The sequence below is a fragment of the Bradyrhizobium sp. 604_D8_N2_3 genome (genome assembly GCF_051810765.1).
GTDB classification, from domain to species: Bacteria; Pseudomonadota; Alphaproteobacteria; order Rhizobiales; family Xanthobacteraceae; genus Bradyrhizobium; species Bradyrhizobium barranii.
The window spans coordinates 6,396,724-6,417,711 of the sequence record NZ_JBPWPM010000001.1 but is presented as its reverse complement, the minus strand read 5'-3'; the positions used below and the strand labels follow the sequence as shown (position 1 = coordinate 6,417,711).

At 62.3% G+C, this 20,988-nt stretch carries 19 protein-coding genes and 1 pseudogene; 10 read left to right on the top strand and 10 right to left on the bottom strand.

The annotated features are described in order from the left end of the window. Nucleotides 1-25: 25 nt before the first annotated feature. Complete coding sequence (locus AB7245_RS30780) at nt 26-2,092, bottom strand: acyltransferase family protein (RefSeq protein ID WP_439035271.1); 2,067 nt, start codon at nt 2,090-2,092, stop codon at nt 26-28. A 612-nt stretch (nt 2,093-2,704) separates the two neighbouring features. Further along, nucleotides 2,705-3,004: a hypothetical protein gene (locus tag AB7245_RS30775; protein WP_439035270.1), complete on the bottom strand. Its 300-nt coding sequence runs from the start codon at nt 3,002-3,004 to the stop codon at nt 2,705-2,707. A 178-nt stretch (nt 3,005-3,182) separates the two neighbouring features. Between AB7245_RS30775 and AB7245_RS30770 the strand changes: the two genes are divergently transcribed. After that, nucleotides 3,183-3,704, top strand: a complete 522-nt coding sequence (locus tag AB7245_RS30770) for a hypothetical protein (RefSeq protein WP_439035269.1) — start codon at nt 3,183-3,185, stop codon at nt 3,702-3,704. A gap of 263 nt (nt 3,705-3,967) precedes the next feature. Here the strand turns inward: AB7245_RS30770 and AB7245_RS30765 are convergent, their stop codons facing one another. The 6 genes from AB7245_RS30765 to AB7245_RS30740 all read right to left on the bottom strand — a co-directional run bounded on the left by AB7245_RS30765 (nt 3,968) and on the right by AB7245_RS30740 (nt 11,082). Then, nucleotides 3,968-4,240: a hypothetical protein gene (locus AB7245_RS30765; protein ID WP_439035268.1), complete on the bottom strand. Its 273-nt coding sequence runs from the start codon at nt 4,238-4,240 to the stop codon at nt 3,968-3,970. Nucleotides 4,241-5,435: 1,195 nt separating this feature from the next. Next, complete coding sequence (locus tag AB7245_RS30760; RefSeq protein WP_439035267.1) at nt 5,436-5,651, bottom strand: hypothetical protein; 216 nt, start codon at nt 5,649-5,651, stop codon at nt 5,436-5,438. Between the two features lie 436 nt (nt 5,652-6,087). Further along, entirely contained in the window at nt 6,088-6,327 is a 240-nt protein-coding gene (locus AB7245_RS30755; protein ID WP_354248929.1) for a hypothetical protein, read from the bottom strand. Between the two features lie 516 nt (nt 6,328-6,843). After that, on the bottom strand, nt 6,844-7,272 hold the full coding sequence (locus AB7245_RS30750) for a GlcG/HbpS family heme-binding protein (RefSeq protein WP_354134181.1): 429 nt from the start codon (nt 7,270-7,272) through the stop codon (nt 6,844-6,846). Next, entirely contained in the window at nt 7,265-10,240 is a 2,976-nt protein-coding gene (locus AB7245_RS30745; protein ID WP_439035266.1) for an FAD-binding and (Fe-S)-binding domain-containing protein, read from the bottom strand. Before AB7245_RS30745 ends, AB7245_RS30750 begins: the two co-directional genes overlap by 8 nt. 104 nt (nt 10,241-10,344) lie before the next feature. Continuing rightward, nucleotides 10,345-11,082, bottom strand: coding sequence for a GntR family transcriptional regulator (locus AB7245_RS30740; protein WP_212102428.1), 738 nt, complete (start codon nt 11,080-11,082; stop codon nt 10,345-10,347). A 131-nt stretch (nt 11,083-11,213) separates the two neighbouring features. Here AB7245_RS30740 and AB7245_RS30735 point away from each other — a divergent pair, with 131 nt between their 5' ends. The 4 genes from AB7245_RS30735 (at nt 11,214) to AB7245_RS30720 (ending at nt 15,904) form a co-directional block, all read left to right on the top strand. Beyond that, on the top strand, nt 11,214-12,416 hold the full coding sequence (locus AB7245_RS30735) for a pyridoxal-phosphate-dependent aminotransferase family protein (protein WP_439035265.1): 1,203 nt from the start codon (nt 11,214-11,216) through the stop codon (nt 12,414-12,416). 52 nt (nt 12,417-12,468) lie between these two features. Continuing rightward, nucleotides 12,469-13,794, top strand: coding sequence for an MFS transporter (locus AB7245_RS30730; RefSeq protein ID WP_439035264.1), 1,326 nt, complete (start codon nt 12,469-12,471; stop codon nt 13,792-13,794). 71 nt (nt 13,795-13,865) lie between these two features. After that, complete coding sequence (locus tag AB7245_RS30725; protein ID WP_354134177.1) at nt 13,866-15,065, top strand: pyridoxal-phosphate-dependent aminotransferase family protein; 1,200 nt, start codon at nt 13,866-13,868, stop codon at nt 15,063-15,065. Nucleotides 15,066-15,106: 41 nt separating this feature from the next. After that, entirely contained in the window at nt 15,107-15,904 is a 798-nt protein-coding gene (locus AB7245_RS30720; protein WP_135215083.1) for an enoyl-CoA hydratase/isomerase family protein, read from the top strand. A gap of 82 nt (nt 15,905-15,986) precedes the next feature. Here AB7245_RS30720 and AB7245_RS30715 read toward each other — a convergent pair whose 3' ends face one another. After that, nucleotides 15,987-16,598: an A24 family peptidase gene (locus AB7245_RS30715; RefSeq protein WP_354126204.1), complete on the bottom strand. Its 612-nt coding sequence runs from the start codon at nt 16,596-16,598 to the stop codon at nt 15,987-15,989. 63 nt (nt 16,599-16,661) lie between these two features. Between AB7245_RS30715 and AB7245_RS30710 the strand changes: the two genes are divergently transcribed. The 5 genes from AB7245_RS30710 (at nt 16,662) to AB7245_RS30690 (ending at nt 20,607) form a co-directional block, all read left to right on the top strand. After that, nucleotides 16,662-17,009: a hypothetical protein gene (locus AB7245_RS30710; protein WP_354134174.1), complete on the top strand. Its 348-nt coding sequence runs from the start codon at nt 16,662-16,664 to the stop codon at nt 17,007-17,009. Next, a complete protein-coding gene (locus AB7245_RS30705; RefSeq protein ID WP_028149699.1) occupies nt 17,006-17,980 on the top strand; it encodes a Bug family tripartite tricarboxylate transporter substrate binding protein in 975 nt (324 codons plus the stop codon). Before AB7245_RS30710 ends, AB7245_RS30705 begins: the two co-directional genes overlap by 4 nt. A gap of 201 nt (nt 17,981-18,181) precedes the next feature. Then, complete coding sequence (locus AB7245_RS30700; RefSeq protein ID WP_212102434.1) at nt 18,182-18,724, top strand: tripartite tricarboxylate transporter TctB family protein; 543 nt, start codon at nt 18,182-18,184, stop codon at nt 18,722-18,724. 9 nt (nt 18,725-18,733) lie between these two features. Then, nucleotides 18,734-20,248 carry a tripartite tricarboxylate transporter permease gene (locus tag AB7245_RS30695; protein ID WP_354126207.1) on the top strand — a complete coding sequence of 505 codons (1,515 nt, stop codon included), beginning with the start codon at nt 18,734-18,736 and terminating at the stop codon, nt 20,246-20,248. Nucleotides 20,249-20,340: 92 nt separating this feature from the next. Next, nucleotides 20,341-20,607 (top strand): right-handed parallel beta-helix repeat-containing protein, encoded by a 267-nt coding sequence (locus AB7245_RS30690; RefSeq protein WP_354134172.1) that lies wholly within the window; start codon nt 20,341-20,343, stop codon nt 20,605-20,607. 97 nt (nt 20,608-20,704) lie between these two features. Here the strand turns inward: AB7245_RS30690 and AB7245_RS30685 are convergent. Continuing rightward, nucleotides 20,705-20,893, bottom strand: a pseudogene (locus tag AB7245_RS30685) (CoA transferase); the annotation flags it as partial. Between the last annotated feature and the right edge of the window lie 95 nt (nt 20,894-20,988).

Genomic DNA, 20,988 nt, shown 5'->3' with positions numbered 1-20,988 from the left:
GGACATTGCGGTAAAAAGAGAAACACTACATCAAAAGAAAATCGAGGAAGTGCAAATGCTCCCGTACAAACACAGGACGCAGATGGACGCCGTCCGAAAATTTCGGCTCGCGCGGTCCGAAAAAAGGTGAACACGTCTCACCGTTACCGCAAACGTCAGGAAAGACGTCTAGCAACTTCGCGCCCGTGCGCTCCGCGACGGCGCGTAGATCTGCGTCATGCTGAGCAAAAGGCGCTCGCAAATCGGTAATTGGCACGGATTCTTGGGAATTTGGATCGACACGAAACCCAGTGACACTTCGAGTGACCATGCGTTGGGGATTTAGAGCGGTAGGGGACTGCGGCGCGCCTTGCACAAGGTAAACCGTCGCGTTTCGCTTCAGTTCGCGAACAAAATCTTCGAGGTTGGCATAAAAAGCGCGCCTGCCTTCGTCTCCCCCCTCCAGAGGGATAGACTTGCCCGCCCGCTCAATGAAGGCATGTTTCCTTGGCCAATAATGAGGACTGATAACGACCGCGTGCACCTTCTCTCTTCGCACTAACTCCGACAATCTGTTCACGACGACGCCGCAGTCTGCAAATTCGTCGCGTGCGGTCACGCCAGGCACCAACGGGCATGCGGGGCCTGTCACAAAATATGCGCTGACCGCCAATTGCCCTTGGTCTGCGAGTTGCTGCAAACGAGGGCCGTAGTGAAACATTGTGCTATTGCCGGCCAGCGCGACTTTACGGGCGCCTTGTCCGATCTGCGCCACTACCGAATTTCTGCGGCGATCAAACTCAAGAACGTTCATGCCGTTCGTCGGCGCGTAGGTCTCGTCGAGAGTGGCAGCATTCATCTTCTCCAGATCAAGGCTGGCCTGAAACCGTTGCGGCACACCACCTATGATCCATACCGTCAAGCCAGACGCGCCAAGCACGGCGACGCATGCCGCCGCAATGGCAGTGTATCGAAAGCGATTTGAACTAAGACGAACGGGCCGTTCAATGAAACGGTATGTGGCCCAAGCTAGCAGTAAGCTCGCAACCACAATTCCGAAAGCCATAAGAGAGGTTGGGGGCTTCCCTCGGATAACATAGGAGAAGGCGATCAGTGGCCAGTGCCAGAGGTATAGGGGATAGCTGATAAGGCCTATGGACACCGCAGCGCGGTTTGAAAGGATGGTTTTGTTAACAATGGCATTTGGTCCCGCCATGATGACCGCGATCGACCCCGCCACAGGTAGCAAAGCGAGCCATCCGGGAAAGCGCATCTCGGGCGCGAACGATGCCGCGGAGATTGCAATGGCTGCAATGCCCGCAATTGAAATTACATGCCTGAGGCTTGCTTTGAGATTGATATCCGGTCGCCAAGCCAGTGCTGCACCTGCCAGTAGTTCCCAGAAGCGGGAGACCGGCAGGTAGAAATCGCTCGCTGTGTCAGTGAGCGAGAGAGCAAAGTTGACCGCAAAGGAGGCCGCAAGCAACCCAGCTGTCAATCTCCCAATCGCAGCCTTTAGTTTGAAAGCAACCCAAAGCAGCGGTGGCCAGAGAATATAAAACTGCTCTTCAATCCCCAAAGACCAAAGATGCAGTAGCGGCTTTGAAGTAGCGTCACCGTCGAAGTACCCACTCTCGCTCCAGAGCGCGATGTTAGACAGGAAGCTGGCCCCGAAAAATACCTGCTTGCCGAGTTGAGCAAGCTGCGAAGGCATCAATACGACGAAGCCATATACGAAGACGGCGGTGAGGCAAACGGCGAGGGCAGGAAAGATGCGCCTGATGCGGCGCCCATAAAAGCCCGCCAAGGAGAAGCGGTGCTGCTCGATTTCGCTAAACAGGATTTTCGAGATTAGATATCCGGAGATGACGAAAAATAGGTCTACGCCGACAAAGCCGCCAGGGAGCCATGCTTCACCAGGGAAAGCGTGAAAGATCACCACCAGAAGCACAGCCACCGCCCGTAACCCGTCGATGTCGGGACGATAGCTTTGGACCAGCGCCGGTGTGTTGATTGGTGCAAGTCCGATGCAGTTTAGCTGCGGGGGCTGAAAGCCAAGTGCGACATCTGTCTTCGCCGACGCGTCGCGCGCAAGGCTGCCAAGCAGTTCCATTTCATCGGTTCGCCGGCGAACACCCCGCATCCTGTAATAGAGCCGACGCAACGGAGTAGCGTTGTGAAGCATCTCCCTAACCGCAGTATGATTTCGCCCTCAGGTTGGGTGGTCGCATGTTTTTCCATGTGTGTCTAATTATTTCCAAGGCTGCCTATTTCGCGGTAGCCGTCGCAAAATTCGGTGTAAATTGACGTTTGCTTGGTGAGAGACGGCGCCATTTGCCGGCCTAAACCGAAGCGTTTTCTGCGCTGCCGAAATCACCAGAGCCAATGGGGATTTCGGCGCTTCATTGGATGCTCGGTCTGTCTCGACCCTCGGAGGAGCGGGGCGCCGAGAGGGCGAAGCGCTCAAAGTACCGAACAACTTTCGAATGATCGCCAGAATGGTACGCGGCGAGAGCCGCTATATCGCCATCCAGGAACATCGCGAGAGCCACTTGGCTGACCACCCAAATGCCGCCCCCAACTCGCCTGCCGAGTCCATGCTGATGACACCAGTTGCGGATCGTGGTTTCCGACTTTCCAGCCCTCTTGGCTGCCGCAGCGAGGCTAATCCGTTCCCGAGGATCATACGGCATCAGGATCTTAAGATGAGAATGCTCTGGGGGTTTCATTTTTCCACCGTCCTAAGCAGCGTTGCTAGTGGGCCCGCCGAACCGCCCACTCGTGCCAAGGCACGCTGGATCGTCTCGACCGGACAGCCATGCTGAAGGGCCAAGTATGCGACGATTGCCGCATCCTGAGCGTTGGATTCGGCAGCCGTACCGACCTTCGTCCCGTTGATTAATACCTCGGCGATCCGCCCGTCCTCGAACGTGCCGATGCCGTCGGTATAGGACTGGCCGTCGCATTCGAACCGGAAGAGCCAATGGGCTCTCCGGTCCTTCAGACGGGTTCTGCGGCCGGTCATTGCGCGCCTCCAACCTCTCCATGGGCGCCCATGGTGCGTCCGGTAGCTCCAACACGTAGCGGGAACCGGGGCCGAAGCCGTCCCGCGTCGACTTGATCCCAAGCTCGGTTCGGGCGTCACGGAAGGACTTGCTCTTGCTGAGCCGCTTGTTGTCCTCCAGCAGCGCTGCCGCCCGGGCTTGGCGCTCGACCTCCAGAACGTCCACCGGACCATCGGACAGGATATCCCTAAGGAACTCTATGAGGTCCTCTTTGCCGCCACCCAATTGACCCTTCTTGGTCCCCCGATTCTCGGAGGCGGACAGCGCTTCGTCGATCGACTCGCTCACATGGTCGCCTTCGAACATGACGTTCGAGGACATCACGTCGTCGCCAACCAAGCGCTGCTCAAGCCGGAAGGCCAGTCCCTTGCACTTCTTGCCAAGGTTGTTCTTGGCTTGGAGCAGGAACCGTCGCTCATCGTCTTCCGGATCCTCGATAACGGCGAACGCTGCACGCTCCGCGGCGACGAAGGCGATCGAGCCGGCGAACCGGTTCAGAGCGCCCTGGCTGCCGCCACCTCCGCCCTTGTTGAGGTGCGTCACGGCGACCACGGCGATGCGCAGACGGGTAGCCGTGTCGGCCAGCGGCTCCAGGACTTCCCGGGTCTCCACGTTCCCGTTGCCGTCTGCCCATGTACGCCGAGATCGGATCGACGATGATCAGCCTGACCGTGCCGATTTTCCTCGCCATCTCTTCCAGGAGATCGACGTCCGTTTTCAGGCTGAACGTCTTCCGGCCCGTTCCGTCCGGTTGGGCTTTGCCTGAAAAAGTGAGTCGACCGGTTCTAATCGATCAGGTCTGCTGATAAGATCTAACCGCGATCGGCGGACACCAATTGTAATCGCAGTCAACTCCCCGCCGGCTCACAAGGTCGGTGGGCTTCTCTTGCGTGGCAAGCTAGCCATCACTCGCCGATGAGCCGTTAGTTCGCTAGTTGAGCGCGCGCCTGTTTGATATTGCGTGAGACGACGCAATCGTAGGCCGATAAAGCGGCATCGGTCGCTAACTCAACCATTTCTCGATAAGCGGCGTCGTTCGTTTGAGTGAAGCTTTCGCGGATTGCTCTGGCAAGCTGTTCGTCCGATACGGCGTCTCCCGGGGCCGCTCGTCCGGTGAGTCGGCTATACAGATTCAAGCGATACACGTCGGCGGCGATTTGCCAGGCCCAATCCTCCAGCCTCAGTTGTTGAACCACCCGGTCGACCCCTTGCTCTACGCTCAGAAAAATTGGGGTAGTCGACGCTGGGCATGGAAAAAACCAACTCAGGTTAGAAAAAAACCAGGTGGAAGCCGCCGCCCGAGGCTGCTAAAGACCCGGGCTGATGCGGACGCAGTCGAAGGCCCGTCAGCTTATCGGACTGGCGGTTCGTTTGCTGAGAGGCGGTGCGTCATGGACTGTCTCAGCCTTGTTATACCCGCCGCTATTGGCGTGCTGGCCGGTTTGTTCTTCCTTAGCCACAGTAAGATTGATCGGCGGAGACGGTGATGCAATTGGCCCTCATGTGTATAGAGAGCCCGCCGGCTCACGCTGGCGGGCTCTTCGTCAGTGGAATCGCGGTCTAAGCCGTTGAACTGACTCTGGTTTGATCCGGAATAGGCCAAAACGATTCACTGCCCGAATCCCCGCCGGCGTCACGTCGGCGGGGGGCTGACACTAACGGGAGGCGGAGTGAATGGTTTTTTGGGCGCTCGTTTCGAATTTGATGGTGGTGGCCTGCGTCTTGGCGGCAAACTACCTAGATGGCCGAGCTATTGAGGCCGGGGCCTCTGGTCTGCGGTGGCGCCGACAGTAAGGCCGCCTCAGTTGGCCTACTTGCCGGTTTTCGACACTGTCTCGCGCCGCATTGGCACAAGCTGCACATGCCAAGGAAAAGAGTCCCAGCTACGAACTTATCGGTTCGGCTTTGTCGTGCTGTCGATCTTCAGCGCTTTGGGGGTGGTATGGATGATTCTCACTGTGAGCCGCGCTACGCGGGGCGTCAGCACGTATCGTGCAGTTGGGTCTTGGTGCGTGTCGTTCGCTTGGATTGCGATTCTGGCGTTCGTTGCGTACGAGATCGCAAAACTTCCCTGGTAACGCTTCAAGCAAGGCAGGCGCTCAACCCAACGGCCTTTTCTTTGTGCTCAGCGTAGCCACCAGCACCGCTGCCAATAAAGCCCAGCCGACGATATCGATAGCACTCATAGAACCGTACCCTCAAGATTATCAGGGTAGTGCCTTGGCTCCGAGAAAGGTTCAAAATCTTCGTGTCGTCGCTGGCGCGTGCGGTCGCTAGTTCGTGACTGGAATCAGAGCTTTTTTGCTTGATGACGCGCCTCCCCGGGGAATGTCGCGCCTCTTAGGGCGATGTACGCAAGTCCCAATCGTAGGAGCTCCGAATGCGCGCGAGCTACTGCCCGTCGTGGGTGTGGAAAAGCAGCCGAAGTCGCAGGCGTGCCCGTCGGTTGGTCGCAAGGTCATCCGCGATTGTTGTGCCGAGCGTGTTGATCGCCATTTTTTTTCGATTGGTCGTAGCGGGCGCTTCTGCCCCGAGCCGCTCGAGATACGCATTCATTAGCTGATCGACGAGGGAATGGCGGACCCGGGGCAGGTCAGTCCGAGCCATGATTTGAGCGGCGTCACCGTTCCGAACGGCCGAACGAGACCTGGCACGGAAACGAAAGCTGACTCGATATAGACTACGAGGCGCACTAGGACGGTCGCGACACGTCTGAGCCTCAGAAGCCGGCGATGTTGCTCATGCGTCGCGCCTACCACCGGCCAGGTTTTCATTGTTGGTAGTCGGTGGACATTCGGACATATTGCGCAGCCCGATGCATCTTTTGCGACTGAGGCAGCCGGTCCTTGTGTACAACAAGCGCGTTTGCCATGGTGCTCCTCCCGCGCGGCAATGGTCTTACCGCGCTCTCGTTCAAGCCCCAGAGCAATATTTAAGAACCAAGACCGTGGTCAGCGCCACGGAAGTCACAGGCGCAGGTGGACTGTCGATGCTTTTTTCCAGTCTCACGTTCTTGGTCGGTTTCTGTTTTTCTTCTTACTTGTCATTGGGGGCTCTGGCCACCAATCTGATAGTTGATCACCGCGAGAACGCCGTCGACGAAAGCCTGACATTCAGCGTGGGTCTTGAACGCGCCTCTATATTTCCCGAATAAGAAAACGATCCGCCCTCGGCCCTTTCCAAACAAGTACTGTCCGATCTGCCTTCCGTCCTCATCTCTAAGTTCAACACTGTCGAGGCTTTGGACTGATTTGAGATCCGTCTCCGGAAGCTTGATCTGCACAAGTGGTCTCCGCGATCCATTCTTCATAACGGGCAGCTTCGGAGGGTAGGCTAGATGCTGAGGGCAATGGTCGCAACTGGAGTCAGTTGGCGAACTGATAGAAAAATCACACGAACCTTATCGGTAGGCGCTCCGTATCCCGGTGAAGCCGGTCGCATCACCGAGTGGATTGGCGCGTCGCGCGCTTGCACGGCGCTGGAACGATCGGATTCCGCAACAATGGCGAGATTTCCGTTCGAAGGAGCAACGGTTCGCTCCGTTCGAGTGATGTATTTTCAATTTTGTTGTGCGGGCTTCCAGGTCACCGCAGAAAGGATGTCGTTGATCAATGGACGAAGGGGAGAATGTGGGCGCGGCGTCGTTCCACCATCGGGAGGCTGAAGGTCCATTTTCGCTGGATCGGCGAGAGGTGGTTGTCGGCTTGGCGGCAGGGGCGGTCGGACCTCTAGCCGTGTAGGCTGCGACATCGTTGGCCTATCGATCAATTCCGTATTTCGCTCTCGGCGTGGACAACTGCTATCCCGCATTGGCCGTGAGGCCGGCGGTCAAGATGCCGGCCACGGCACAAGCCTCGTCATTGTCGGAGGTGTCGCCGGAGACGCCGACGGCGCCGAGCAAGGTCGCACCATCCATGATCAGCACGCCGCCGGGGACCGGCACCAGCGCGCCCTTGGCGATGGTGTTTACGGAATCGATGAAATAGGCCTGCTCCTGCGCGCGCTGGAACAAGGCGCGCGAGCCCATGCCCATGGCGAGCGCACCATAGGCCTTGCCGTGGGCGATCTCGGCGCGCATCAGGCTAGTGCCGTCCTGCGCCGCGGCGATCTTGAGCACGCCGCGTGCGTCCAGGATGGTGACGACCAGCGGCTTGAGCTTCAGCTCGGTGGATTTTGCGAAGGCGGCGTCGAGGATCTTGCGGGCGGTGTCGAGCGTGAGGTCAGCCATGGCTGGTTTCCTTTTTGGTGTGAGAAGTGGAATTTGCTCCGGCGCGGTCGAGGCTCATCGCCAGCACGCGCGCGACGTGAAGCGCTTCGCGCTGGGCGCCGTCGTGGATCTGATGCCGGCAGGAGGTGCCGTCGGCAACGACCAGTGTAGCTTGGTCGGCGCGCCGCACCGCGGGCAGCAGCGACAGCTCGGCCATCTCGATCGAGGCATCATAGGTGTCGGCGCCGTAGCCGAAGGCGCCGGCCATGCCGCAGCAGCTCGATTCGATGGTCTCGACCTTCAGGTCCGGAATGAGGCGCAGCACCTGCTCGACCGGTTTGAAGGCGCCGAAGGATTTTTGGTGGCAATGGCCGTGCACGACGGCCTTGTCGGCGACGATGCCGAGCGGCAGTTGCAGCCGGCCGGCCTCGGCCTCGCGCACCAGGAATTCCTCGAAAGTCAGCGCGTGGGCGCCGACGGCCCTGGCGTCGTTGTCCTTGCGCAGCGAGGCGAGCTCGTCGCGCAGCGTCAGCAGGCAGCTCGGCTCGAGGCCGACGATCGGCACGCCGCGGGCGGCAAAGGGCGCGAACGCGGCCACGAGGCGGTCGAGCTCGGCCCTGGCTTCGTCGATGAGACCGGCTGAGAGGAATGTACGGCCGCAGCAGAGCGGGCGACTGGCGCTCGCCGGCTTGGGCAGGTGCACGCGATAACCGCCCGCCGCGAACACGCGGAGCGCGGCGTAGAGATTTTCGCGCTCGTAGATGCGATTGAAGGTGTCCGTGAACAGCACGACTTCGCGGCCGGTCTCCGGCCCGACCGCTCCCGCGGGCGGCACGAACACGTCGCTGCGGAAGGCGGGCAGGGCGCGGCGCGCGCTGATGCCGGCAAAGCGCTCGAACAGCTTTCGCAGCAGCGGGCTGCGGTTGCGCAAATTGGCGAGTGGCGCGAAGCGCGACGCGAGACCGGCATAGCGCGGGAGGTAGCCGACCAGGCGGTCACGCAGGGTCAGGCCATGGGACGCGGCGCGGGCGGCGAGCACCTCGATCTTCATCTTGGCCATGTCGACGCCGGTCGGGCATTCGTGGCGGCAGGCCTTGCAGGAGACGCAGAGTTTTAGGGTCTCCATCATTTCGTCGGAGGACAACGCGTCAGGACCGAGCTGGCCGGAGATGGCGAGCCGCAAGCTGTTGGCGCGGCCACGGGTAACGTCCTTCTCGTTGCGCGTGGCGCGGTAGGACGGGCACATCACGCCGCCCTCGAGCTTGCGGCAGGCGCCGTTGTTGTTGCACATCTCGACCGCGCCCTGGAATCCGCCGCCGGCGCCGGGATAGGCGGACCAATCCAGCTTCGTCTGCAACTCGTTGACGCGGTAGTCGGGTTTGAAGCGGAACAGCGAGCGATCGTCCATCCGGGGCGCATCGACGATCTTGCCGGGATTGAGGACGCCCTCGGGATCGAAGCGGCTCTTCACCTCCCTGAAGTCGGCGACGAGACGCTCGCCGAACATGGTCTCGTGGAATTCGGACCGCACCAGGCCATCGCCATGCTCGCCGGAATGCGAGCCCTTGTATTCGCGCACCAGCGCGAAGGCTTCCTCGGCGATGGCCCGCATCGCCTTGACGTCCTTCTCCAGCTTCAGGTTCAGCACGGGCCGTACGTGCAGGCAGCCCTCGGAGGCATGCGCATACATCGTGCCGCTGGTGCCGTGCTTGGCAAAGACTTCGCCGAGCCGCGCGGTGTAGTCGGCCAGATGCGGCAACGGCACGGCGCAATCCTCGACGAACGAGACCGGCTTGCCCTCCTGCTTCATCGACATCATGACGTTGAGGCCGGCGGCGCGGAAATCGGCGATGCCGCTTTGCAGCGCGGGCTCGGTGATCTCGACCACGCCGCCCCATTTACGCTTGTCGTTGTTCCAGCCGAAGCCGAGATCGCCCATCAATTCGCCGAGCTGCTTGAGGCGCACCAGATTGTCGGCTTGGTCCTCTTCGGCGAATTCGACCACCAGAACGGCATCCGGATCGCCCTTGATGGCGGCGGAGATGACCGGCCTGAACATCGCGATGTCGCGGCCGAGTGCGAGCATGGTGCGGTCGACCAGCTCGACCGCGATCGGCTTGAGCTTGACCAGGTGCTGGGCGGCGTCCATCGCCTCGTAGAAGCTGCCGAAATGACAGATGCCGAGCGCCTTGTTGCGGATGACAGGCCACAGCTTCAGCTCGACCTTGGTGGTGAAGGCGAGGGTGCCTTCGGAGCCGACCAGGAGATGCGCCATGTTGTTGCGCGCATTGCGCGGCGTCAGCGCATCGAGATTGTAGCCGCCGACACGGCGCTGCACCTTGGGAAAGCGCGCGGCGATCTCGTCGGCCTCGCGGGCGCCGAGATCGAGCATGTCGCGGAACAGGGCGCGCGCGCTGTCGTTTGCATCGAGGTCGGAGAGATCACGCGACACCTCGCCGTAGCGGCCCAGCGTGCCGTCGGCGAGCGCCGCCTCCATCGACAGTGTGTTGTCGCGCATCGTGCCGTAGCGCAAGCTACGGCCGCCGCAGGAATTGTTGCCGGCCATGCCGCCGATGGTGGCGCGCGAGGCTGTGGAGACGTCGACCGGAAACCACAGGCCCTGCTTCTTGAGCTGACGGTTGAGGTCGTCGAGCACGATGCCGGGCTCGACCACGCAGGTGCGGCCCGCGACGTCGAGCGACAGGATGCGGTTGAGGTGCTTCGAGAGATCGACCACGAGGCCGTCATTGACGGTCTGGCCGCATTGTGAGGTGCCGCCGCCGCGCGGGGTGACGTTCAGGCCCTCGTCGCGGGCGATCGCCAGTGCCCGCAAGGCCTCGTCCATGGTCCTGGGCACGACCACGCCGGCTGGCACGATCTGGTAGAACGAGGCGTCGGTGGCATAGCGGCCGCGGCTGAAGCCGTCGAACAGGACGTCGCCGGTCATTTCCGCGCGCAGGCGCCGTTCGAGCGAGGAGGCGTTTGTCATCCCTGGTCCCGGATTGACCCAGCGAGGCCCAGCCTTGCCGAGTTATTCATTATTTCTCACGACCGATTATATTATGAATTCAAAATGAGCAAGTCGGGCGCCCCTCAGGGTGAGGCCGGTGCGTCCTCTTGGGGCTCGGTCAGGTGCTCGATCGCGGCCGCCCGCTTGTTGCGCAGGTGCTGGAACAGGATGTCGCTGAGCTCGCTGGCGGCGCGGCGGCGCAGCGCGTCGAGGATGGTCTCGTGCTCGCGCATCGCTTCCGCCCAGCGCTGCCGCTTGCGGGCGAAATTGGCGGAGTAACGGACCCGGCGGATGCGGCCCGCGAAGTTGGCGTAGGCGCTCTTCAGCGTCTCGCTGCGCGCGGCCGTGACGATGCTTTCGTGGATGCGCTGGTTCGTTTGGAAATAGCCGTGCATGTCGCGATGCAGATAGTGCCCGTACATCTCGTAATGCAGCTGCTCGATCGCGGTGATTTCCTCATCCGTAATGGCCTCGCAGGCGAGCCGCCCGGCAAGGCTCTCCAGCCCCGCCATGACGTCGAACAGCTCTTCGAGGTCGCGCTGGCTGAGTTGGCGGACGCGCGCGCCGCGGTTGGGCAAAAGCTCGATCAGGCCCTCGGAAGCGAGCACTTTCAGGGCCTCGCGCAGCGGCGTGCGGGAGATGCCGAGCATCGCGCAGAGCTGGCGCTCGGGGACGCGCGCGCCGTCGGGAATATTGCCCTCGACCACGTAGTCGCGCAGCCGCAGCAGGATCTCGCCGTGAAGCGAGGCCTCCTGGCGGTCGCCGCCATTGCCGGCGGGTGGGGTGATCGGAACCCCGGTGTCGGGAATCGTCGATTTCATTTGCAGCACAATAGTTTGCCTATTTGATCGCGTCGACGTTCACAATCGAATACCAAAATTCGATTGAAATGACAAAAAATGAATGCAAAATAACTCCGAAGCCGGCCAGAGTCAGCCGACAGGGAGGTTTCATGCACCAGGGACGCCATTTCCTTCAGATTCCGGGCCCGAGCCCGGTCCCCGAGCGGGTCCTGCGCGCCATGGACATGCCGGTCATCGACCACCGTAGCGCGGAATTCGGCGAGCTCGGCCGCGCCGTGCTCGCGGGCAGCCAGACAATTTTCCAGACCGCGGGTCCGGTCGTGATCTTCCCCTCGTCGGGGACGGGCGCCTGGGAGGCCGCGATCGTCAACACACTGTCGCCTGGTGACCGGGTGCTGATGGTCGAGACCGGCCATTTCGCCACCCTGTGGCGGCAGATGGCGGGGCGGTTCGGCATCGAGGTCGACTTCGTCCCCGGCGACTGGCGCCGCGGCGCCGACCCCGCATTGATCGAGGCGAAGCTCACCGAGGACAAGCCGCGCGCGATCAATGCCGTCATGGTCGTGCACAACGAGACCTCGACCGGCGCAACCAGCCGCATCGCCGAGATCCGCGCCGCGATTGATCGCACTGGTCACCCGGCGCTGCTGATGGTGGACACCATCTCCTCGCTCGGCTCGGTCGACTACCGCCACGACGAGTGGAAGGTCGATGTCAGCGTGAGCTGCTCGCAGAAGGGTTTCATGCTGCCGCCCGGTCTCGGCTTTAATGCGATCTCGGAGAAGGCCCGCGCTGCTGCGAAAACCAACAAGATGCCGCGCTCCTATTTCGACTGGGAGGAGATGCTCAAGCCCAACGCCAACGGCTTCTTCCCCTACACGCCGGCGACCAATCTGCTCTACGGCCTGCGCGAGGCGATCGCGATGCTGCTCGAAGAGGGGCTCGACAACGTGTTCGCGCGCCATCAGCGGCTGGCTGCCGCGACGCGTGCCGCGGTCAGTCACTGGGGCCTCGAGATCCTCTGCCAGGAGCCCTCGGAGTTCTCGCCGGTGCTCACCGCGGTGTTGATGCCACCGGGCCACGACGCCGATCAGTTCCGCAAGATCGTGCTCGATAATTACAACATGTCGCTCGGCTCGGGCCTGTCGAAGGTCGCCGGAAAAGTCTTCCGCATCGGCCATCTCGGCGAATGCAACGCGCTGACGCTGCTCGGCGCGCTCACCGGCGTGGAGATGGGCCTGTCGGTTGCGGGCGTGCCGCACCGCTCCGGCGGCGTCGACGCTGCGATGAAGCTGCTGGAGCAGCGCCCGCAGGGCAATGCCTCCCCGCATCTCAAAGTGGTCGGCACTTAGGTCGCGCGGGACACGCAAGGCCAATCATAAAAAACAGTCAGGGAGGGTGGAGATGGGAATTCGGTTCAAGGCCACGCACGTCGTCTTGGCGATGCTCTGCGCGATGTATTTCATCACCTATGTCGACCGGGTGAACATCGGCACCGCCGCGAGCGAGATCCAGAAGGAGCTGGGTCTGTCGAACACCCAGCTTGGCCTCGTCTTCTCCGCCTTCGCCTATCCCTATCTGCTGTTCCAGGTGATCGGCGGCTGGGTCGGCCATCGTTTCGGGCCGCGCAAGACGCTGTTCTGGTGCGGCATGATCTGGGCGGCGGCGACCATCTCGACCGGCTTCGTCAACGGTCTTGCCGCACTGTTCGTCGCGCGTTTCGCGCTAGGCTTCGGCGAGGGCGCGACCTTCCCGACGGCAACGCGCGCGATGCAATATTGGACGCCCGCGAACCGCCGCGGTTTTGCGCAGGGACTGACACACTCGTTCGCGCGGCTCGGCAATGCCGTGACGCCACCAGTGGTGGCGCTGCTGATCGTCTGGCTGACCTGGCGCGGCGCGTTCGTCGTGCTCGGTCTCGTCAGCCTGGTCTGGGGCGTCGTCTGGGTCTGGTACTTCCGCAACGAGCCGAAGGAGCACGCTTCCATCACCGAGGCTGAGCTCGCCGCACTGCCGCCGCGCCCGACCGGCGAGCGGCGGCGCGTGCCGTGGGGGCCGCTGCTCGGCCGCATGTGGCCAGTGACGCTGACCTATTTCTGCTACGGCTGGTGCCTCTGGCTCTATCTCAACTGGCTGCCGCTGTTCTTCAAGAACAACCACAATCTCGACATCAAGAACTCGGCGCTGTTCGCCTCCGGCGTGTTCTTCGCCGGCGTGGTCGGCGACAGCGTCGGCGGCGTGCTTTCGGACAAGATCCTCGATCGCACCGGCAACGTCCGTCTGGCGCGGCTGAGCGTCACCGTTGCGGGATTTACGGGCGCGCTGCTCTCGCTGTTTCCGATCCTGTTCGTCCACGACATCACGATCGTCGCGCTGTGCCTGTCGGCCGGCTTCTTCTGCGCCGAGCTGGTGATCGGCCCGATGTGGTCGATCCCGATGGATATTGCCCCGAAATATTCCGGCATCGCCTCGGGACTCATGAATACCGGCTCGGCCTTCGCCGCCATCGTCTCCCCGCTCGTTGCCGGCTTCGTGATCGACGCGACCGGCAACTGGTACCTGCCGTTCCTGATGTCGATGGGGCTGCTGTTGCTCGGTGGCTTCTCCGCCTTCCTGATGCATCCGGAGCGTCCGTTTACGGAGGCCGAGGGGCGCCTGCCGGTCGGAAAGGTGGTGGCCGCGGAGTACGGGCGGCGGAGGCCCGCCGCTTATGCATGGGAGGCGTCTTGAGAGGGGACAAGCCGGTCAAATGGTGCTATTCGGCGCCCATCAAAACCAAGGCTAGACCGGGAAGGACGCCGATGACCGTGCACACTGGAAGGCATTTCTTACAGATTCCAGGACCGACCAACGTGCCCGACCGGGTGCTGCGGGCGATGGACATGCCGACGCTGGACCATCGCGGTCCGGAGTTCGCGGAGCTCGGTTTTGCGGTCCTCGCCTCGATGCAGCGGGTGTTCCGCACCCAGCAGCCCGTGATCATCTTCCCCTCGTCCGGCACCGGTGCCTGGGAAGCGGCGATGGTCAACGTATTCGCCCCCGGCGACAAGGTTTTGATGTGCGAGACCGGCCAGTTCGCCGTGCTGTGGCGCGGCATCGCCGACAAGTTCAAGCTCGACGTCGACTTCATCCCGAGCGACTGGCGCCATGGCGCCGATCTCGCCGAGATCGAGAAGCGCGTTGCCGCCGACAAGCAGCACACGATCAAGGCGGTCTGCGTCGTCCACAACGAGACCTCGACCGGCTGCGTGACGCCGCCGCTCGACGTGCGCAAGCTGCTCGACCGCGTCAAGCATCCGGCCCTCCTGATGGTCGACACCATCTCCGGCCTCGGCTCGATGGAATACGAGCACGATGCCTGGGGCATCGACGTCTCGGTCGCCGGCTCCCAGAAGGGCCTGATGCTGCCCCCGGGCCTCGGCTTCAACGCCGTCTCGGAAAAGGCGCTCGCGGTGGCGAAGGCCAACCCCGGCATGCGCTCCTACTGGGACTGGCAGGAGGTCATCTCCTTCAACAAGCTCGGCACCTTCCCCTACACACCCGCGACCAATCTGCTCTACGGCCTGCGTGAAGCGGTCAAGATGCTGGAAGAGGAGGGGCTGGAGAATGTCTGGACCCGCCACAAGCGCCACAGCGCCGCGACGCGCGCCGCGGTCAAGGTCTGGGGCTTGGAGACGCAGTGCGCCGATCCTGCCGCACACTCACCCGCGCTGACCGGCGTGCGCGTGCCCGATGGACATGACGCCGACGCCTTCCGCAAGGTGGTGCTCGAAAACTTCGACATGTCGCTCGGCACGGGCCTGAACAAGGTCAAGGGCAAGGTGTTCCGCATCGGCCATATCGGCCATTTCAACGATCTGATGCTGATGGGCACGCTCGCCGGCGTCGAGATGGGCCTGGATCTTGCAAAGATTCCGCACCGGAGCGGCGGCGTATTGGCGGCCATGGACGTCCTGAAGGGACGCGACGCGGTGCCGATGGCCAAGGCTCAGGTGGCCTGAAGGCTCAGGTGGCCTGAACTAACTTAGAAAGTGAGCGCGCGATGAACGCACCGACGACGACCAACGAAGACCTGCTCTACTCCGTGACGGACGGCATCGCGCGGATCACCTTCAACCGCCCCCAGGCGCGCAACGCAATGACCTTCGCCATGTATGATCGCATGGCGGAGATCTGCCAGGAGATCAACGCCGATCGCTCGATCAAGGCGCTGATCCTGACCGGGGCCGGTGACAAGGCCTTCGCCTCGGGCACCGACATTTCTCAATTCCGCGCCTTCAAGACCGCGCAGGACGCGCTCGACTACGAGGCTCGCATCGACCGCGTGCTCGGCACGCTCGAGCAGTGCCGTGTGCCCGTGATCGCGGCGATCGCGGGAGCCTGCACCGGCGGCGGCGCCGGCATCGCGGCCTGCTGCGACCTCCGCATCGGCACCGAGACGACGCGCATCGGCTTTCCGATCGCGCGCACGCTCGGCAACTGCCTGTCGATGTCGAACATCAGCCGCGTCGTCTCGCTGGTTGGTCCCGCCCGCACCAAGGATCTGATCTTCAAGGCGCGCCTCGTCGAGGCGCAGGAAGCGCTGTCGCTCGGCCTGCTCAACGAGGTCGTGCCCGACGTCGAGACGCTGCAGCGCCGTGCCGACGAGACCGCCAAGCTCGTCGCAAGCCATGCGCCGCTCACGCTGGAAGCGACCAAGGAGGCGGTGCGCCGCATCCGCCGCACGCTGTCGCGCGAAGAGGGCGAGGACCTGATCCTCAAGGCCTATATGAGCGAAGATTTCCGCGAGGGCATGGACGCCTTCCTCAACAAGCGTACACCGAACTGGAAGGGCAAGTAGCGCGCAATCCAGGTCTCCGCGTCTCGATCACTCAACCGGCGGCCGTGAGACCGCCGCTGCACCGGCGTTGCAAGCCGCGAGGTCAACCCGGCCAGAAATACCCCCAGCGCAAGAGCAATTGTTCGCTCAGCCAGCCGACCCAAATAGCTGGTGCCATAAAAAGTCCGAACGGCAGGAATGCCGTACCTCGCAGCGACCGCCGTCGCACGAGAGCATTGGCGATGTATGCGGCAATCGCTGAAAGTGCGGCCAATTCGATCACCGCAGCCGCCGTTGGGAGTTCGAGCCAGGCACCGGCAACCGCGGCAAGCTTGACGTCCCCAAGCCCCAATCCGTCCCGGCCGCGCCAGTAACGGTAGAACAACAAGAGAAAAAACAACGGCAGACTTACCGCCGAGGCGCGAAAGACCGGCCACAATATCGATGTTGCACTGGCATTGGGTAAGGTTAATCCGCGTAACAAGGCAATGCCGAAAGCCGCGGCGGTCAGCTCGTTTGGAATGAGGTAGTGGCGGGCGTCGTTGCAGGCGATGCCGAGCATTAAGGCGGCGAGGTATGCACCTAACAGCCCATCCGCGCCCGGCGCGATCATGAGGCTCGTGACAACGAGCACGAATACGACAACAGCGAATGCCAAAGTGCTTTGAATTACTTCTGGTTTTCGACCAGTGGAATTCCGATTGAAATAGACCATAGGCTCTCGGCATCTGCGAAATGAGGAAACGCGCCTGTTCTTCACTGAAGCGACTGGAGACCAGTGATCATATCGGTTGCGTCCGGCGTGCTGGCCGATCCGCCCGATGATTTCGCGGACTTTGTGGCACAAAGCTGTGACAAATTATCTCTCACCGCCAGACAGCAGGGAATTTGCGGCAACCCGAACTGCAACGTTGATTTGGCGACTCGCCTTCTATTCCAGTCCCGAGATTTCAGCGGTCGAGCTTGCAATCGATCTCATTCCAAAGTCATAAGCGGAGCGGCGCCGGGCCGGCTTGAACTGGCCGGCATTCGCCCGCACAATGCAATTCGCATTGCTTCGCGAATTGCCAATCCGAACAAGAACATAGGCGAAAACTTGGGGAGACGCACGTGGGACAAGGAATGAAGGCCGCGGTCGTGCTGGCCGCTGCGCTTTGTGGCGCGCCGGCTTTTGCCGGCTGGGAGCCGACCAAGCCGGTCGAGATCGTGGTGGCCGCCGGCGCGGGCGGCGCCTCCGACCAGATGGCGCGGATGATGCAGGCCGCCATTCAGAAGAACAATCTGATGAAGCAGCCGATCGTCGTCTCGCTCAAGGGCGGCGCCTCGGGCGCGGAAGCGCTGATGTACATGAAGTCCAGCGAAGGCGACCCGAACAAGGTGCTGATCGCCTATTCGCTGATCTACATGCTGCCGCTATCGGCGAAGATCCCGTTCAACTGGCGCGAGCTGACGCCGGTCTCGGTGATCGCGCTCGACCAGTTCGTGCTGTGGGACAACAGCGCAGGTCCGAAGACGGTGAAGGAATTCGTCGCGGCTGCGAAGGCGGCGAGTTCGCCGTTCAAGATGGGCGGCACCGGCTCCAAGCGCGAGGATCACGTGCTGACCGTCTTCCTCGAGCAGAAGACCGGCGCTAAATTCTCCTATCTACCCTACAAATCCGGCGGCGAGGCCGCGACGCAGCTCGTCGGCAACCACACCGAATCCAACGTCAACAACCCGAGCGAAAATCTCGAAGTCTGGCGTGCTGGCCAGGTGCGCCCGCTCTGCGTGTTCGACAAGGAGCGCATCTCCTACACCAGCAAGGTGACGGACACGCAATCCTGGGCCGACATCCCGACCTGTAAGGAGGAGGGCGTTGACGTCCAGTATCTGATGCTGCGCGCGATGTTCCTGCCCGGCAAGGTCACGCCGGAGCAGCAGGCGTTCTATGTCGATCTGTTCCACAAGGTGACGCAGACCGCGGAATACAAGGACTACATGGAAAAGCAGGCGCTGAAGCCGATCTTCCTCACCGGCAAGGACATGGTGCAATTCCTCGAGGAGGACGACGCCACCAACAAGTCGCTGATGACGGAAGCCGGATTCGTCGCGAAGTAGCCGTCTCTCTTCTCCCTCTCCCCGTTCTTACGGGGAGAGGGCAGGGGGAGGGGCTCCCTCCCCGAAGAGAGTGGCAGACGGACTCGCGGAGAGTCTCCCTCACCCGCTTCGACGTTCGAGAAAACGGCCGCGGACGCGGCCTCTGCCTCTCCCCGCAAGCGGGGCGAGGTGACATCACTCCCGGCTTTTGCAAAGCAGCTCATGTCCCAAACCGATCTTGAAATCGTCGTCGACGATCCGACCGCGCCTGAAGACGACTCACCCTCCGTCGTCTCCTCCGGCACGATCGAGATATTCGTCTGCCTGCTGTTGCTCGCGTTGGCCGCAACGCTTGGCTATGACAATTGGCGCACCGGCGCCTCCTGGGATTCGACCGGGCCGGAGCCCGGCTATTTCCCGTTCTATCTCTCCGTCATCCTCGGTGGCGGCAGCCTCTATGGCCTGATTGCGGCCTTCGTGGCGCACCGCGCGGCATCCGAAAGCTTCGTCACGCGTGCGCAAGCGCGCCGTGTGATGGCGGTGTTCGTGCCGACGCTTCTGTTCTGCCTGGTGATGCAGTTCCTCGGCCTCTACGTCGCGAGCTTCCTCCTGATCGTGGGCTTCATGCGGCTCGTCGGCAAGATCGCGCTGTGGAAGTCGCTGCTCACGGCCTTCCTGTTCACGGCGATCATGTTCGTCACCTTCGACATCGCCTTCGACGTCATCATGCCGAAAGGGCCGCTCGAAGCGGCCTTCGGCTACTAGGCGCTCACGATGGAAGCTTTCGGTCTCTTGCTTCATGGCTTCGCCGTCCTGCTGACCTGGAAGACGCTCGTGCTGATGATGGTCGGGCTGGTGCTCGGCATCTTCGTCGGCGTGCTGCCCGGGCTCGGCGGCCCCAACGGCGTTGCGATCCTGCTGCCGCTCACCTTCACGATGGATCCAACCTCGGCGATCGTGATGCTGTCCTGCATCTACTGGGGCGCGCTGTTCGGCGGCGCCATCACCTCGATCCTGTTCAACATCCCGGGCGAGGCCTGGTCGGTTGCCACCACCTTCGACGGCTATCCGATGGCGCAGCAGGGCAGGGCGGCGGAGGCGCTGACCGCGGCGTTCACGTCCTCCTTCATCGGCTCGCTGGTCGCGGTGCTGCTGATCACCTTCCTCGCGCCGATGATCTCGTCCTTTGCGTTGAAGTTCGGTCCGCCCGAGTTCTTCGCTGTTTATCTGCTGACCTTCTGCTCCTTCGTCGGTCTCGGACGCGAGGCCAAGCACAAGACGGTCATCTCGATGTCGCTCGGCCTTCTGCTCGCCGGCGTCGGCATGGACACGGTGTCGGGCAATCTGCGCATGACCTTCGGCTCGGCCGAGCTCTTGCGCGGCATCAACTTCCTCGTTGCCGTCATCGGCCTTTTCGGCATCAGCGAGATCCTGCTGACGATGGAAGAGCGGCTGGCGCTGCGCGGACACGCGGCGAGCATCTCGCTCCGCGTCGTGCTCGGCGTCTGGAAGGACCTGCCGAAATACTGGGTGACGCTGCTGCGTTCCTCGTTCATCGGCTGCTGGCTCGGCATCACCCCAGGCGGCGCGATCGCGGCCTCCTTCATGGGTTACAACCTCGCAAAACGCTTCGCCAAGGATCCCGAGAGCTTTGGCAAGGGCCGCATCGAGGGCGTGTTCGCACCGGAGACGGCGGCGCATGCCTCCGGCACCTCGGCGCTGCTGCCGATGCTGGCGCTCGGCATTCCCGGTTCCGGCACGGCCGCGATCCTGCTCGGCGGGTTGATGGTGTGGGGACTCAATCCGGGTCCGCTGCTGTTCGTGGAGCATAAGGACTTCGTCTGGGGCCTGATCGCCTCGATGTATCTCGGCAATGTCGTCGGCCTCGTGCTGGTGCTGACGACGGTGCCGATCTTCGCCTCGATCCTGCGGGTGCCGTTCGCCGCGGTGGCGCCGATGATCGTGGTGTCCTGCGCGATCGGTGCCTATGCGATCCAGAACGCGATGTTCGACATCTGGCTGATGCTGGGCTTCGGCGTCGTCGGCTACGTCTTCAAGAAGATCGGCATCCCGCTCGCGCCGTTCACCCTGGCGCTCGTGCTCGGCAATCGCGCCGAGGATGCCTTCCGCCTGTCGATGATCGGGTCCGGTGGCAACCTCAAGGTGTTCTGGTCGAACGGCCTGGTCGGCTCGATCACAACCTTGGCGATCGTGCTGCTATTTTGGCCTGTGATCGACCGCTTGCTGCGCTGCGTCGGATGGCCGCGGCGGGCGAAGCCTGCCGCTTGACCCAAGCGGATTGGAAACTGGAGCGCTGAACGTCGTGAACACCACGGGATATGGGAGGCAGCGGCTTTACGATTGCAAGCGCGGCTGCGGGCTTGATCAAGGCGACGCTCAGCAACGTCAAGGTGATCAAAGCGGCCGGCGGTATCGGCGTGGGTGCCGGCGCGGCCGTTCACCTCAGCAATTCGGTCGTGTCAAGCAACTCGGTTGCCGGCATTGCCATCTCGGGCGGCGGCATCAACATTGACGCCACGACGATCTCCTTCAACACGATCGGCGTCAAGCAAGTCGGCGGATCGGTCGACCTGTCCAACAACGACCTTTCTCCGCTATGTCGGCACGCGCTTCGACGGTTTGCGTAAGATCTAGATGGTTGCTTAAGCCGTCAATGCGCGGCCGATGGTGATCACCGCGGCGGCCCGGACCCGAAAGGCCGGCTGTCGCGACGCGGCCGTTCTTTCACACCACCTTGGCGTTCCAGAGCGTCGCGATCTCGTCTGCACTGAGGCCGAACTCCTTCAAGATCTCGTCGGTCTGCTCGCCGAATTCCGGCGGCCGCGCCACCATCTTGCTCGGCGTGCGCGACAGCGTGACGGGTTGGCCGACCAGTCGAATGTGGCGGTCCTCGTCGTTCGGCACGTCCTGAGCGCAGGTCTTTGCGTGTGGTGATGGCTGAGAGAGGTCGGAGAATTCTCGCCAAACGGATGATCTTGCACGCAGATCTCGCAGCTCTTCTAGGCTGC